The organism is Streptomyces sp. NPDC042002, from assembly GCF_055588305.1.
This window is the reverse complement of the sequence record NZ_JBVJCT010000019.1, coordinates 162,932-176,555: the sequence shown is the minus strand read 5'-3', so window position 1 is coordinate 176,555 and position 13,624 is coordinate 162,932. Positions and strand designations below refer to the sequence as shown.

General features: G+C 72.5%; 12 protein-coding genes. 4 read left to right on the top strand and 8 right to left on the bottom strand.

Going from position 1 to position 13,624, the window contains the following annotated elements; translation table 11 throughout:
• Window positions 1-265 precede the first annotated feature (265 nt).
• The 4 genes from ACZ6KY_RS26310 to ACZ6KY_RS26295 form a co-directional block, all read right to left on the bottom strand.
• Entirely contained in the window at window positions 266-550 is a 285-nt protein-coding gene (locus tag ACZ6KY_RS26310) for a DUF397 domain-containing protein (RefSeq protein ID WP_103552684.1), read from the bottom strand.
• A 205-nt stretch (window positions 551-755) separates the two neighbouring features.
• Window positions 756-1,283 carry an SRPBCC family protein gene (locus ACZ6KY_RS26305; RefSeq protein ID WP_469312740.1) on the bottom strand — a complete coding sequence of 176 codons (528 nt, stop codon included), beginning with the start codon at window positions 1,281-1,283 and terminating at the stop codon, window positions 756-758.
• A complete protein-coding gene (locus tag ACZ6KY_RS26300) occupies window positions 1,280-1,717 on the bottom strand; it encodes an ArsR/SmtB family transcription factor (protein WP_469312739.1) in 438 nt (145 codons plus the stop codon). Before ACZ6KY_RS26300 ends, ACZ6KY_RS26305 begins: the two co-directional genes overlap by 4 nt.
• 23 nt (window positions 1,718-1,740) lie before the next feature.
• On the bottom strand, window positions 1,741-2,127 hold the full coding sequence (locus ACZ6KY_RS26295; RefSeq protein ID WP_469312738.1) for a VOC family protein: 387 nt from the start codon (window positions 2,125-2,127) through the stop codon (window positions 1,741-1,743).
• Window positions 2,128-2,418: 291 nt separating this feature from the next.
• Here ACZ6KY_RS26295 and ACZ6KY_RS26290 point away from each other — a divergent pair, with 291 nt between their 5' ends.
• Entirely contained in the window at window positions 2,419-2,955 is a 537-nt protein-coding gene (locus ACZ6KY_RS26290; protein ID WP_469312737.1) for a hypothetical protein, read from the top strand.
• Window positions 2,956-3,310: 355 nt separating this feature from the next.
• Window positions 3,311-3,862 carry a DUF4232 domain-containing protein gene (locus tag ACZ6KY_RS26285; protein ID WP_469312736.1) on the top strand — a complete coding sequence of 184 codons (552 nt, stop codon included), beginning with the start codon at window positions 3,311-3,313 and terminating at the stop codon, window positions 3,860-3,862.
• 139 nt (window positions 3,863-4,001) lie between these two features.
• Here ACZ6KY_RS26285 and ACZ6KY_RS26280 read toward each other — a convergent pair whose 3' ends face one another.
• Window positions 4,002-5,129, bottom strand: a complete 1,128-nt coding sequence (locus ACZ6KY_RS26280) for a DUF2786 domain-containing protein (RefSeq protein ID WP_469312735.1) — start codon at window positions 5,127-5,129, stop codon at window positions 4,002-4,004.
• Window positions 5,130-5,412: 283 nt separating this feature from the next.
• Between ACZ6KY_RS26280 and ACZ6KY_RS26275 the strand changes: the two genes are divergently transcribed.
• Window positions 5,413-6,174 (top strand): Clp protease N-terminal domain-containing protein, encoded by a 762-nt coding sequence (locus tag ACZ6KY_RS26275; protein ID WP_469312734.1) that lies wholly within the window; start codon window positions 5,413-5,415, stop codon window positions 6,172-6,174.
• 87 nt (window positions 6,175-6,261) lie between these two features.
• Window positions 6,262-7,953, top strand: a complete 1,692-nt coding sequence (locus tag ACZ6KY_RS26270; protein ID WP_469312733.1) for a bifunctional 3'-5' exonuclease/DNA polymerase — start codon at window positions 6,262-6,264, stop codon at window positions 7,951-7,953.
• Window positions 7,954-8,116: 163 nt separating this feature from the next.
• On the opposite strand, the gene ACZ6KY_RS26265 is transcribed toward ACZ6KY_RS26270, so the two are convergent.
• The 3 genes from ACZ6KY_RS26265 to ACZ6KY_RS26255 all read right to left on the bottom strand — a co-directional run bounded on the left by ACZ6KY_RS26265 (window position 8,117) and on the right by ACZ6KY_RS26255 (window position 13,396).
• Window positions 8,117-11,611 (bottom strand): AfsR/SARP family transcriptional regulator, encoded by a 3,495-nt coding sequence (locus ACZ6KY_RS26265; RefSeq protein WP_469312732.1) that lies wholly within the window; start codon window positions 11,609-11,611, stop codon window positions 8,117-8,119.
• 331 nt (window positions 11,612-11,942) lie between these two features.
• Complete coding sequence (locus ACZ6KY_RS26260) at window positions 11,943-12,800, bottom strand: glycosyltransferase family 2 protein (protein WP_469312747.1); 858 nt, start codon at window positions 12,798-12,800, stop codon at window positions 11,943-11,945.
• A 170-nt stretch (window positions 12,801-12,970) separates the two neighbouring features.
• Window positions 12,971-13,396 (bottom strand): DUF3052 domain-containing protein, encoded by a 426-nt coding sequence (locus ACZ6KY_RS26255; protein ID WP_469312731.1) that lies wholly within the window; start codon window positions 13,394-13,396, stop codon window positions 12,971-12,973.
• Window positions 13,397-13,624 lie beyond the last annotated feature (228 nt).

Below are 13,624 nucleotides of genomic sequence, written 5' to 3'. Positions count from 1 at the left end.
GCGGTTTACGGCGGACCCGGGGGGGGGGGGTGGGTAAAACCAGGGCAGGCTCCAGGGGGGCGTTTTGGGGGGGGGTGGACGGGGGGCGGCCCACCCCCCCCCTGGAGGACCAACCCGTCTCCTTTTTTCCCCCCCCGGTTCTACGCGCGTTACGGAACGCTGCGTGAAGTTCACCCTCGGTTGACGTCACCCTTTCCGCAGCCGACCCTCCCGCGACCGGCTCTCCCGTGACCGGCCCGTTCCGGACGGCTCACGATCACGGCCGTCAGCCCGCGATCAGGTGATCGAACTCGCCGTCCTTGATGCCCAGGAGCATCGCTTCGATCTCGGCGCGTGTGTAGACGAGCGCGGGCCCCTCGGGGAACCGCGAGTTCCGCACGGCCACGTCCCCGCCGGGCAGCCGCGCGAACTCCACGCAGGAACCTTGCGAGTTGCTGTGCCGGCTCTTCTGCCAGGCGACGCCGTCCAGCTCGGTCGCAGCCATGCCGTTGTACACGAATTCAGCCATACCGTTGTACACGTCATCCACGTCGAACACGTCGTGGTCCACAGGTCGCTCCCCGGTCGTGCAGTGGCTGAGGTGGCCATAGATGCAGTAGTCAACTGACTCGGATCATAGCTCTGTTCATGTGCAGATGCGTGGGCAGATGCACGTGCACGCGGGGTGGTCCTGCGGTTACAGCTTTTACCGGCCCTTGACTACCGGCTGTCGCTCGCCCGACTACGGCCTGCAGCTCACCGGAGTGCGGAACGAACTACATCCGCTCCAGCGCATTCCCCAGAGACCGCATCACATGCGACCTCCAGCCCCCGTCCATGATCTTCCGCGCCATCATCTGTGCGGGATCGTCCGGATCGAATCCCTCGTGTACTAGGAAGAGACGCGTACCGCGCCCTTCCTGTTCCAGTGTCCAGGTAATGGTCCAGTCCGCAGGACGGGCCGCGTTCGCGTCCGCCCACCGGACGCTCAGCATCCGCCCCGGTTCATAGGCGAGAACGCGCACGTCAACAGTGCCGGAGAAGTTCGAGTTGGGACGCGGGACCGCGGTCAGCGCGTACCGGTGGCCGACTTCGAGCCGGAAGTCCTCGGACCCCGGCATCTGCCACTGCGCGAGCAGCGCGGGCTCGGTGAGCGCACGCCAGACCTTGGCCGGCGGATGCGGCAGGAACTGGTCGACGCGGATGGTCGTGAGGTCGTCCCCGGAATCGGGGGTCGGGTCTTGCGGGTGGTTCCGCGGGTGGTCTTGCGGGTCGGGGTTCGTGCCGTGCGGGTCGGGGTTCATGTCTCGGCATCGTCGGGCATGCGGTCCAGGAGATCGCCGAGACCCTTCAGGCTGTCCCGCCAGAACCGCTCGTACGGATGGAGCCAGTCCTGCACGTCGACGAGCGGGGCGGCCTCCAGGCGGTAGATGCGCTGCCGGCCCGCACGCTCCTCGGACACGAGTCCGGCCTCCCGGAGCACCTTGAGGTGTTCCGAGAGGCTGGGGCGCCGCATGGCGAAGTGGTCGGCCAGCGCCTGGACGGGCTGGGGCCCCCGCTCGCGCAGCAGCCGGAGCACCTCACGGCGGGTGGCGTTGGCGAGCGCGGCGAAGAGCTGGTCCTCACGGGCGGCGAGGGGTTCGGCGGGAAGCCCGGCGGGGGCTTCGGCAGGAACCCGGGCAGGGGCTTCTGCTCCGGCGAACGCTCCGGCTCGGGCTTCGGCCCCGGTTCCCGTCATGGCGCGCTCAGCACCCTTCACTCCTACTCCGAGGCCGTCTCCAGGCCCTTCTCCGTGATCAGCATCAGACCGTTGCCGTCCGGGTCGCGGAACGAGGCCATGCGGCCCCAGGGGAGGTCGTCGGGACCCTCCACCGTGACACCGGCGGCGGCGAGCCGCGCGCAGTCGGCGTCGACATCGGTCGTGACCAACATGATCCCCCGGGTCCCGCCGGGCGTGAAACCCCCCATGCCCGGACCCGAGAGCGTGAAGACCGTCCGCGCTCCCCGAGGCGCCACCTGGAGCCACCGGCCGGGCGGCATGTCCAGGTCGGCCGTTACCTCGAAGCCGAGGACCTCCACGTAGAAGCGCAGGGCCCGGTCCTGGTCGGCGACGGGGAGCGTGACGAAGGAGGCGTGGGTGATGTTCATGGTCCGCACTATAGGTAGGAGATTCCCTACGCGTCAATCGTAGGGAATCTCCTACCTATAGTGCCCGGCGGAGGAACGGTCTCGGGGTCCCGCCGGGGCATGGCCCGCCCGAGTCCCGTAGGTGCGGGTGCGGACGTACGCCGCCGGGGCCCTCTGCGCTCTCGGCCCGGCCCGGCTGAATTGCCCGTGAGCAAACGCACGCCGGATTCCCGGCGGGGGTCCCCAGGTCCTCCTGGTAACTTGCTGCGATCGTTCGGGCGACCCGCATCCATCCCACCCTTGGGGGCTTCAGTGACTACGGCGACCTTCCCGTCCCGCCAGGCGCGTATCGCGGCCGCGACCGCGGGACTGGCGGCGGCGCTCGCGCTGACCGGGTGCAGCAACGGGAGCGACGACTCCGGGAACGCGTCCGCGAGCCCGAGCGCGTCCGCCACGGACGGCACCGGAACGGGTGACGCGGGTACGGGCGGCGCCGGTACGGGCGGCGGCTCCGGGAGTACGTCCTCGGCGGGCGGCAAGCTCCAGGGCAGCTGGCTGACCACCGCGGACGGCAAGGCCGTGGTCCTGATGATCAACGGCAAGCAGGCGGGCCTCTTCGCGACCGGCGGCACCGTGTGCAGCGGCACCTCGTCCGACGAGGCGAGCATGCGTATGATCCGCCTCACCTGCACGGACGGCAGCAAAAAACGCGCTGTCGGCATGGTCGACTCCGTCAGCGGTACGACTCTGAAGGTCACCTGGGAGGGCGGCCTCGGCAAGGAGACGTACACCAAGAGCGAGGGCGGAAAGCTGCCCACGGGCCTGCCGACGGCGGGCCTGGGCTCCTGACCCTGCGAGCCTCACGAGCTCCGGCGCCCGGAGCCGGCTCCTCCCGTCAGGGCATTTCGTCGGGGGCATTCCGACGGGGGGCCTCGCAGCGAGGGCATTCCGTCGGGAGCATTCTGTCCAAGCGGCTCCGTCAGTGCCTTCCGACAGCGCCTTCTGACGGGACCGTCCGTCAGGGCCTTCCGTCGGGCCGTTCAGACAGTCGCCTTCGTCGGTCCATTCCGACGGCGCGGGGAAGGTCCGCGGACAATAGCGGGCGATATCGGTCCCGGGCGGGTGAACGGCCAGGGGCGCGCAACCTCGGCGGACCCGTGTGCGTGATGATCCATGCACATCGTCACGACTCCCAGGGGAACCCATGCGCGCTCTGCCCATCGCCGTCACCGTCCTCGCGGCGGCCCTCGCTCTGACCTCCTGCGACGGCTCCGGCAGCTCCAGCAGTTCCGGGAAATCCGGTGAAACGGCCGGCTCCGCGAAGAAGCCCGCCGTCGCGGCCTGCGTGATCGGTGACACCGGTATCCAGGTCGGTCCCGCGAACGCCGCCACGACCGCCGGGGACACCGGCAACATCCCGGTCACCCTCACCAACAAGGGCGCCCAGTGCACCCTGAAGGGCTTCCCCGGACTCTCCGTCCAGGCAGGCGGCACCTCGGCGGACATCGCCGCGGACAAGTCCGCGGCGCCGGAGCCGCTGACCCTCGCCAAGGGGGACACCGCGTCCTTCACCATCACCTATGTACGGGGTGCGGCGGGCGACGCCAAGACCCTCGCCGTGAAGACACTGAAGATCGGCCTGCCCGGCGCCGCCACCACGCAGAGCTTCCCGTGGTCGTACGGCCCGGTCGCGGGCAAGGGCTCGGCGACCGAACCGAACGCCTCCGTGACGCCGTTCCAGCACGCGGGCGACTGACACGCGGGCGCCCGCCGGACATCTACGGGAGCGGCCGGACGCCGGACGCCTACAGGAACGACCCCGGGGTCCGGCGGGAGCCGCCGAACGCTTACCGGGAACGGCCGGGCGCTGACGGCAACGGCCGGGCTTTGGGCTCTTACGGGAGCGGGCGCCTGCCCCGGACCTGGGCCCGGTCCGCCGCCGCGGCGCCCTCGTGCCATCCGGCCTCGTCGGTGACCCCGCGCATCCGGGTCGTGACGGTTTCCGGGAACATCTGGTCCAGGTGGTCCGCGACCGCCACGTCACGGGCCGCGAGCACCGGCAGCAACTCCCCCTCCGTGGCGGTCACCTGGCCCTCGGCGACCGACGCGAGCCGGTCACCGATCCGGTGCGCGTACGCGGCGAGGAACGACTGCCGGAAGGTCTTCGTGCGCTTGCGCCCGCCCGCCCGCTGCGCCGCCTCCGCCTTCGTCATCGCCGCGGTGGCCTGTACGAGGAGCGAGGTGTAGAGGAGTTCGACCGCCTCCAGGTCGGGTTCGAAGCCGACCACGGTCGAGAAGCAGAGGGCGTCGTTCCACACGGCCCGGCAGCGGTTCGCCCCCGCCACCGCGTCCAGGAGCACCGCCTTGGCCGTCTCGTACGGCGGCTCGACGCCGATACGGCAGGCACCGGGCGCGTCCTTCGCGTGGGTACGGGCGGCGAGCAGCGCCTCGTCGATGCTGTGCCTGGCCATCAGCTCCTGCGCCTTGGCGCTGAGTGCCTCCGCCTCCTCCGGGAACCCGGTCGCCTCCGCCTTCGCGAGCAGGGCGCGGATGCGGGTGAGCATGCGTGTCTCCTGCGGGGCGGCCGCCGTGGCCGGCGCCCTCGGCGGATCAAGCGGCTCGATGGAGGGCAGGCGCAGGAGCAGACGGTAGAGCTCCAGGACGGCGGTGGCGCGGGAGAAACGGTCGGTGCGGAGGTCGTGGGGCTCGGCCTCCAGCTCGTCGAGCTGGGCCGCCCAGCGCGCTCCCCGGGATGCGCGGTCGCCGTCCCTCCCCTTGAGGATCAAGGACGTCACCAGGCGTACGTGTACGTCGTCCAGGTCGCGTCGCACGATCCGTACGACATCGGCGGGCTGCCAGCCGCGACGCCAGGCCGCCGCGACGAACTCCTCGCCGCGCCGGGCGAGTTCGGCGTCGGAGGCCGGGTCGGCGGCGAGCAGGGAGGCGCCGGTGTCGAGGGCCGTGTGGGAGCCGGCGTAGAGGGCGGCCCCGAAGGCGCGCTCCACGGTGCTGGACGTACTCATCCCCCGATCGTGTCACGGGCCGGCCGGGGCCGAAGTACGGCCCGATTCCGAAGCCGTCGACTCGTCCACGCCCTGTGGACAGCACGTCGACCGTCGAACTCGAGGCGACAGCAACCCTCCCCCGCGCCCGCCCGGCCCCCGCTCGCCCTCCATCCTCCCCGCCCCCGCTGACGCCCCCTCGATGCTTCGCGGGCCCCCCGCCGATGCTTCGCGGGCGCCTCGCGCGAGTACAGATGTCAACTTCAGGTTGACACTCCCGGGACTGTCAACCTAAGGTTGACACATGACGACGAATCCACCCGGCAAGGCATCCGTGCGTCTCGACGACCTCATCGAGGCCATCAAGAAGGTGCACAGCGACGCGCTCGACCAGCTCCAGGACGCGGTGATCGCGGCCGACCACCTGGGCGACGTGGCCGACCATCTGATCGGGCACTTCGTGGACCAGGCACGACGTTCGGGGGCTTCCTGGACGGACATCGGCAGGAGCATGGGCGTCACCCGGCAGGCCGCGCAGAAGCGGTTCGTGCCGAAGGCGGAGGTGGACCTCGACCCCAGCCAGGGGTTCGGCCGCTACACGCCCCGCGCCCGGAACGCGGTCATGGCCGCGCACAACGAGGCGAAGGCCGCGGGCAACACGGAGGGGCTCCCCGAGCACCTCGTCCTCGGCCTCCTCTCCGAGCCCGAGGGGCTCGCCGCGAAGGCGGTCACCATGCAGGGCGTAACCCTGGACGCCGTCCGCGAGGCCGCGACCGCGGCGCTCCCGCCGGCGGCCGACGAGGTCCCGGAACTCATCCCGTACGGCCCCGCCGCCAAGAAGGTCCTGGAGCTCACCTTCCGCGAGGCCCTCCGCCTCGGCCACAACTACGTCGGCACCGAACACATCCTCCTGGCCCTCCTGGAGTACGAGAACGGCAGCGGCGTCCTCAGCGGCATCGGCATCGACAAGACAGCGGCGGAGGCTTACCTCGCGCGCGTGTTGGAGGTCATCGCGGTGGGGGGACAGCAGCAGGACCAGCAGAAGAATCCGCAGGCGGATCAGTAGGCTCGGGAGATACGGACCCGAGCCACCGCCAAGCCCCGCACGTCGCGTCCGCGGCCATTGTCAGACCCTCCTGCGAGACTCGGAAGCATGACCGAGCGTTGGGCTCTCGCTCCGGCCGAGGACGGTGGTGCGGAGATCGCCGCCCTCGGCCCGGACGGGCTGCCCACGGGACCGGTCCGCCGGGAGGCGGACCTCGCGGAGGCCGTGCGGACGCGGCCGGACGTGAGCCGGTGGGTGTGGCGGTCGACGGCCGATGTCTACCCGCGACTGCTCGCCACGGGGGTGCGAGTGGAGCGGTGTTATGACGTGGAGGCCGCCGAGACCCTGCTGCTCGGACACGAGGGGCGGCTCGGCGAGCCCCGGTCGGCGGCCGCCGCGCTGGCGAGACTGCGCGGCGGCCCCGTGCCGCCGGACCCGCCGCAGCGTTCCGCCGAACCCGGTTCGCAGTCCTCCCTCTTCGAACCGCGCCCGGTGCACCTGCCGCTGTCGGATCTCCTCACGGTCTACGCCGACCAGCAGCGCCGCCACGACACGACCGCCCACCCGGAGCGGATGCGGCTGCTGACGGCCGCCGAGTCCGCGGGGATGCTGGTCGCCGCCGAGATGAACCAGTCGGGGCTGCCGTGGAGCGCGGACGTCCACCGGGGCGTGCTGCACGAACTGCTCGGCGAGCGGTACACCGGAGGCGGTGAGCCCCGGCGCCTCGCCGAGCTCACCGAGGAGGTGTCCGCCGCCTTCGGAAGACGGGTCAGACCCGATCTGCCGGCCGACGTCGTCAAGGCGTTCGCGCAGGCCGGGATCAAGGTCAAGTCCACCCGGCGGTGGGAGATCGAGTCGATCGACCATCCGGCCGTGAAGCCGCTGATCGAGCACAAGAAGCTGTACCGGATCTGGGTCGCCCACGGCTGGTCCTGGCTCCAGGACTGGGTGCGCGACGGGCGGTTCCGGCCCGAGTACCTGCCGGGCGGGACGGTCACCGGACGCTGGGTGACGAACGGCGGCGGCGCCCTCCAGATCCCCAAGGTGATCCGGCGTGCCGTCGTCGCCGACCCCGGCTGGCGGCTGGTCGTCGCCGACGCCGACCAGATGGAACCCCGCGTCCTCGCGGCCATCTCCCGCGACCCCGGTCTGATGGAGGTCGCGGGCCGCGAGAGCGACCTCTACCAGTCGGTGTCGGACCGGGCCTTCTCCGGCGACCGCGCGCAGGCCAAACTCGCCGTGCTCGGCGCCGTCTACGGCCAGACGTCCGGCGACGGGCTGAAGAACCTCGCCCTGCTCCGCCGCCGTTTCCCCAAGGCGGTGGCCTACGTCGACGACGCGGCCCGCGCGGGCGAGGAGGGGCGCCTCGTGCGCACCTGGCTGGGGCGGACCTGCCCTCCGGTGGCCGGGGCCGGCGACGACAGCGGGGAGGAGGCGGGCATCCCGCAGGACGAACCCGTCGACACCGCCGTCGACCAGGGCTGGGTGCCGGGCTACGCCTCCTCCGACTCCCGCGCCCGCGGCCGGTTCGCGCGCAACTTCGTCGTGCAGGGCAGCGCCGCCGACTGGGCCCTGCTGGTGCTGGCTGCCCTGCGCCGCACCTGCTCCCAGCTCGCCGCCGAGCTGGTCTTCTTCCAGCACGACGAGGTGATCGTGCACTGCCCCGCCGAGGAGGCCGACACCGTCGTGGCCGCCATCCGCGACGCGGCCGAGCTCGCGGGCCGCCTCACCTTCGGGGAGACGCCGGTGCGGTTTCCGTTCACGACGGCGGTCGTGCAGTGCTACGCGGACGCCAAGTAGCGCGTCCACGCGGCCTCCCGCGGCCTCCCGCGGCTTCGCCGCAAACGCCCTGCGGGACGGCACAGGAGGTCGGCGTCGCAGTCGGCGTCGGCGTCGGCGTCGGCGTCGACCCAGCGCCCTTCGGCAAGACGGTCGGCGTCGGCATCGGCGGCGTCGGCGGGCGCTACTTCGACAGCAGCTTCCGGAGTTCGCCCGCTACTGGGCTGTCCGTCTCCTCCAGGGCCTCCAGCGCCGACGTCCACTCCTGGTACGCCGCTTCGGCGTCGCCGCGTTCCCGCAGGAGCAGGCCTCGCTGGTGGCGGGCGAGGCCTCCCGTGTAGCGGTCGACGCGACGGTCGGCGCGGCACCGCAGCAGATCGCACTCGCGCGCGGCCCGTTCCCAGTGGCCGACGCCGCGCAGGGCGCGCACCAGGCCGAGCCGGGTCTGTGACTCGCCGTGCCAGTCGCCGTGGCCGCCCAGGATGCGCAGGCTCTCCTCGAAGTGCGGTACGGCGGCGGCCGGTTCGCCGAGCGTGAGGTGGGCGTAGCCGATGTTGCAGTGCGCGGAGTGCCGGATGATCACGTCCTGCACGGCCTCGCCGATGGCGAGGCTGCGCTTGTGCTGGTCGATGGCGGCCCGGGGATCAGTGTGCTCGTACAGGTTGCCGAGGTGGCTGTAGGTGATGGCCTTCATGTGCGGGTCGCCCAACTCCCGCGAGAACGTGAGACTTTGGAGCAGGGCCTCACTGGACTCGGCATAACGGCCGAGGCTTTCGAGGAGCATGCCCCGGTTGTTCAGCCCCCGTCGCATGCAGGACGGCACCCCGAGGCGGCACCAGATCGCGAGCGCCTCGTCGTTCAGGGTGAGGGCCTCGCCCACACGGCCCGTCAGGAAGTGCAGGCCCCCGAGGTCGCCGAGCGCGAACGCCTCCGCGGCCTCGTCACCGAGGAGCCGAGCCGATTCGAGCGCGGCCCGCTGGAGGACCTCCAACTCGGCCACGCGGCCACTGCGTTGGACGTACGGGTTGAGCTTGCGGGCCAGCAGGGGAACGTACGGCGAGGTCCGCGCGTACCGCTCCGCCAACGCAACCACGTTCGCCAGCTCCGTGTCGCCCCAGGCGAAGGCCTCCCGCCCGGAGCAGAACGGGGGCGTGGCCGCGACGTCGGCGGTGTGCCCGGCCGGCTGCGAGGTGGTCGGCCTGCCGCGGTCCTCCCGGTCGAGACCGGGTTCGAGGACCGCCTCCAGGGAACGGGCGGCGACACCTGCGTACCAGCGCAGGGCCCGCTCGGCGACGACCGCGTCATGACCGAGGGGCACGGAATCGCCATGACTGCCCGGAACGGCCGGACCGCCGCTGCCGGAGACCGGGGCGACCTCACCTCGGGAGGCGGCTCCGGCGGCCGGAGCGCCCGCGTTCGCGCGCGCGCCTGTGCCCACTCCCACTCCCGCTGTCGCGAGGACACACTCCGCCGCGCCCGCTATCTCCCGGGCGAAATCCCGTACGAGGTCGTGCGGCGCGTAGCGGCCATAGGCGGTCTCCTCCAGGAGGGCGACATCGACGAGGCGGTCGAGCGCGGCCTCGGCGCGGCGTTCGTCGGTGCCGGTGAGCCGGGCGAGGAGGGCGGCTCCGTAGGCGGGCAGGTCGAGCGCGCCGATACGGCACAGGGCGAGCGCCGCGTCCCGGTCGGCCTCACGCTCGGAGGCGCGCAGCGCGTCGTGCGCGACGGCGAGCGAACGGCGCACGCTCAGGTCGTCGTACTCCAGGTGATGCAACCGTCCTTCCGTGGCGGCCAGTTGACCGGCCAGAACGTCGGGGGTCAGGGCGCGGCGGGCGGCCAGGCGGGCCGCGACCACCCGGAGGGCGAGGGGCAGTCGGCCGGTCAGTTCGACGAGAGGGTGCCCGCCGTCGAGTCCGTCCCGGCGGCCGGAGACCGCGCGCAGCAGGGCCGCGCTGTCCTCGTCCGTCAGCGGGGTCAGCGGGAAACGGTCGGCGCCGTCCAGGGCGGTGAGCGGCGAGCGGCTCGTCACGATCACCGCGCAGCCCGCGCCCGCCGGCAGCAACGGCCGCACCTGGGCGGCGTGCGCCGCGTCGTCCAGCACCATGAGGGTGCGGGTGGGCGCGAGCATCGAGCGGAGCAACGCCGCCGCCGCGTCCGGGTGTTCGGGGATGCTCCGGGGTTCCGCGCCCAGGTCGCGCAGCAGCGCGGCGAGCGCCTGACCGGCGGTGAGCGGGGTCATGCCGGGGGTGGCGCCGTGCAGGTTGACGTAGAGCTGACCGTCGGTGAATCGTTCCCTCAGCCCGTGGGCGACGTGCAGCGCGAGCGCGCTCTTGCCGACGCCGGCCATCCCGCTGATCACCGCGACGCGGGGCATCCCGGCGGCGGGGTCGCCACCGGCAGGCCGGCCGTGCGAACCGTCCCGCGTGCCGTCGGCTGACCCGCCGGCGGCCGACCCGGTGGCTGATCCGGCAACCGTCCCGGCGATCGTCACGTCACCGGACGCGTCATCGGACGCCCCTCTGGACACGCCCGCGGACGTGCCTGCCGACATGCCCGCGGACCAGACTGCGGACGTGCCCGCGGACCGGACTGCGGATGGTGTGGCGACAGGCCCGGCGTCCTGGCGCGCCGGGGCCTCCGCACGCGTCAGGCGAACGGGGTGTTCCGGGTCCAGGATCTGGCGCAGCCGGTCGCGGGCGTCTTCGCGACCGGTGAAGTACGCCGGGGGCGGAGGGAGTTGGGCGGGGCGAGGCGGCGAAGACGCGGCCCGGTCGGCTCGGTCGCTCCGGCCTTCGGCGCCTACCCGGGTCCCGCCCCCACCCATGACTCGATCGCCTGCACGCGCCACACCCAGAGCCCGGTCGCCGGCACGCGCCCCGCCCAGGGCCCGACCACCGGCACGCGCCCCGCCCGGGGTCCAGTCGTTGTCCCGCAGGATCTCCAGGTGGGCCCTGCGCACCGCCGGGCCCGGCTCGATGCCGAGTTCGTCGAGCAGGCGGGCCCGCAGGTCGCGGTGGACGGCGAGGGCCTCGGCCTGGCGTCCTGTGCGGTGCAGGACGAGCATCAGAAGCCGGTGGAACGACTCGCGGAGCGGATGCTCGGCCGTGCGGGCGGCCAGCTCCGGTGCCAGCCGGTCGAGCCGGGAGGCCGTCGGGGCGAGGCACAGCTCCGCCTCGTACCGCCACTCCAGGACGAGCAGCCGGGCCTCCTCCAGACGCTGGACGAAGGCGTGTCCGCCGGTCTCGGGCGGCAGGCCGCTCAGCGGGGTGCCACGCCACAGCGCGAGCGCGGCGGTGGACTCGCTCAGCGCCCGCTCCCAGTCGCGCTCGGCGTGCGCGTCGCGCGCGACGGTGGCGTGCCGCTCGAAGACACGGACGTCCAACTCGCCCTCGCCGACCCGCAGGACGTAGCCCGGCGGTACGGCGCGCAGCCGTTCCGGATCGTCGAGGAGGCGGCGCAGCCGGGTCACATGGTTCTGCAGGGACGCCTGGGCGGAGGCGGGTGGCGCCCCGCCCCACAGCGCGTCCTTGAGCACGTCGACGGAGACGACCCGGCCCGGTTCGAGGAGCAGCGCGGCCAGCAGGGCGCGCGTCTTGCCGCTGCCGATCGAGCCGACCCCGCCGTCGGCGCCGTACAGGACCGGCGGCCCCAGCAGCCCGAACCGCAGCCCGTTCCGCATCTCGCCGCCCCACTGCCTTTCCGCCCGGCCGCTCCGGCCGCGCACCACGGCGGTTTCCCGCCCTCTCGGGGCGAGTTCACGCCGATCGACTGATCGTTCCCGTGGGAACCGTTGGCCTCATGTTAGCGATCCGTTGGCGCGGCCTGATCTGATCAGCACATCGGATCTGGCCCGACGGTGCGCGCGTACTACGCGTAACTCGGGGGAGTGTCGCCGCCGCGGCCGGATCCGGGGACGTGAGAGGCCCCGGTCGCGAGGTGATCGACCGGGGCCTCCGTCCGTACAGGAACCACAGGAGCCACAGGCGCCGCCAGGGCCTGTGAGCCGGGGTTCAGATGACCGGCGGGCGTCCGAGACGGGTCAGCCGCCACACGGTCCGCCAGCGCATCGGGCGCCGCTCTCCGCCGGACTGCCGCAGCCCCTCCGCGAATCCGCCGAACCAGGCCCTCAGCCCGCCGGCCGACCGCGTCCGCAGCAGTGTGAGCACGATCCAGATCCCCAGGTGCAGCGGGATCAGCGCCAGGGGCAGCCGACGGCGGGTGAGCCAGACCCGGTTGCGGGCGGTCACGCGGTAGTAGATGGCGTGCCGGGCGGGCGAGGTCTTCGGGTGCTGGAGGAGCAGTTCGGGCTCGTACAGCACGGTCCAGCCGGCGTCTATGGCCCGCCAGGCGAGGTCGGTCTCCTCGTGCGCGAAGAAGAACTCGGCGGGCCAGTCCCCGGTCTCGGCGAGCATCGGCATGGACAGCGCGTGACCGCCTCCGAGGAAGCCGGTGACCGGTCCGCCGCGCATCGGGTCCTTGGCCCCGACCCGCGGTACATGGCGGCGCTGCGTCTCCCCGTGCTCGTCGGCGATGCGGAAGCCGACGATGCCGAGCCGCGGCCGGGCCGCGTACAGGTCACGCACCTTGCGCAGCACGTCGCCGTCGATGAGGAGCCCGTCGTCATCGAGCTCGACGACCACGTCCACGTCCCCGAACTCACGGAGCCGGCTCAGACCGACATTCCGGCCACCGGGGCAACCGAGGTTGTCGTCCAGTTCGATGGCCGTCACCTCGCCCGGCAGGCCGAGGCGTTCGGCGAACTCCGGCAGTGGGCAGCCGTTGCCGACGATCACTATCCGGGTGGGCGCCACGTCCTGCTTGGCCACGGAAGTGAGCAGTGCGTCGACCTCGACGGGCCGATTGCCCATGGTCACCACGGCAACGGCGATCCGTGGCCCCTCCTCCGCCTGTGACACGACACCCACCCCATCCCGGCCGACAACTGTGCCGCGATGCTAGCCGTTCACCGGAATTCCCCCTCACGTACTCCGCCGTGTCCGTCGCGCGTACGTCCTGGTCTACGCCCATACGTCCATGATCAGGAGCGCCGATTCTCCTTGCGACGGACGAATTTCAGTCCCGACCAGTCCTCTCCCAGGGCCGCCACCTTCACGTCGACGACGCCGAGGGGCAGGAAGAGGTCCCGCAGATCGTTCTCCGTGATGTCGCTGCGGTGCCCGGCCGCTCGGCGGGGCCAGGCGATCCAGAGCATGGCCTCGTCGGACAGGTCCGTGACCAGCCCGGCCGCCTGTGTCACCAGTTCGGCGCGCTCCCGGAAGAAGGCGACGGTGACGTCCGCCCCCTTCGGGCCACCGTCCCCGACCTCGCAGTCCTCGGGCAGCCCGGGAATCTCCCAGCCCCGCGGCCCGTGGGCCAGCCGTACCCGGTGCCCCTCCTTGATGCCGATCTTCCGGGCGAGCGGAGTATCGGAGTCCCCGCCGCCCGCCACGCTGGATCCCGTCATCCCCGCAGGATGACACCGCGCGGGCCGCCCGGACACGGGACAGCGGGAAGCGCCGGCCCGTGCGGTGGAGCCCGCGGCTCGGCGCCCGCGGCTCGACCGCGGAGTGGAACCCGCGGCTCGACTACCGGTTGTCGGCGAGCGGGTTCATGCTGGTGGGAGCGGCCCGGTGCCCCCGGACTTCCCCGGCGACCCCCGGGGATGCCCGAGGCCTCCCGAGCCGGGGACAGC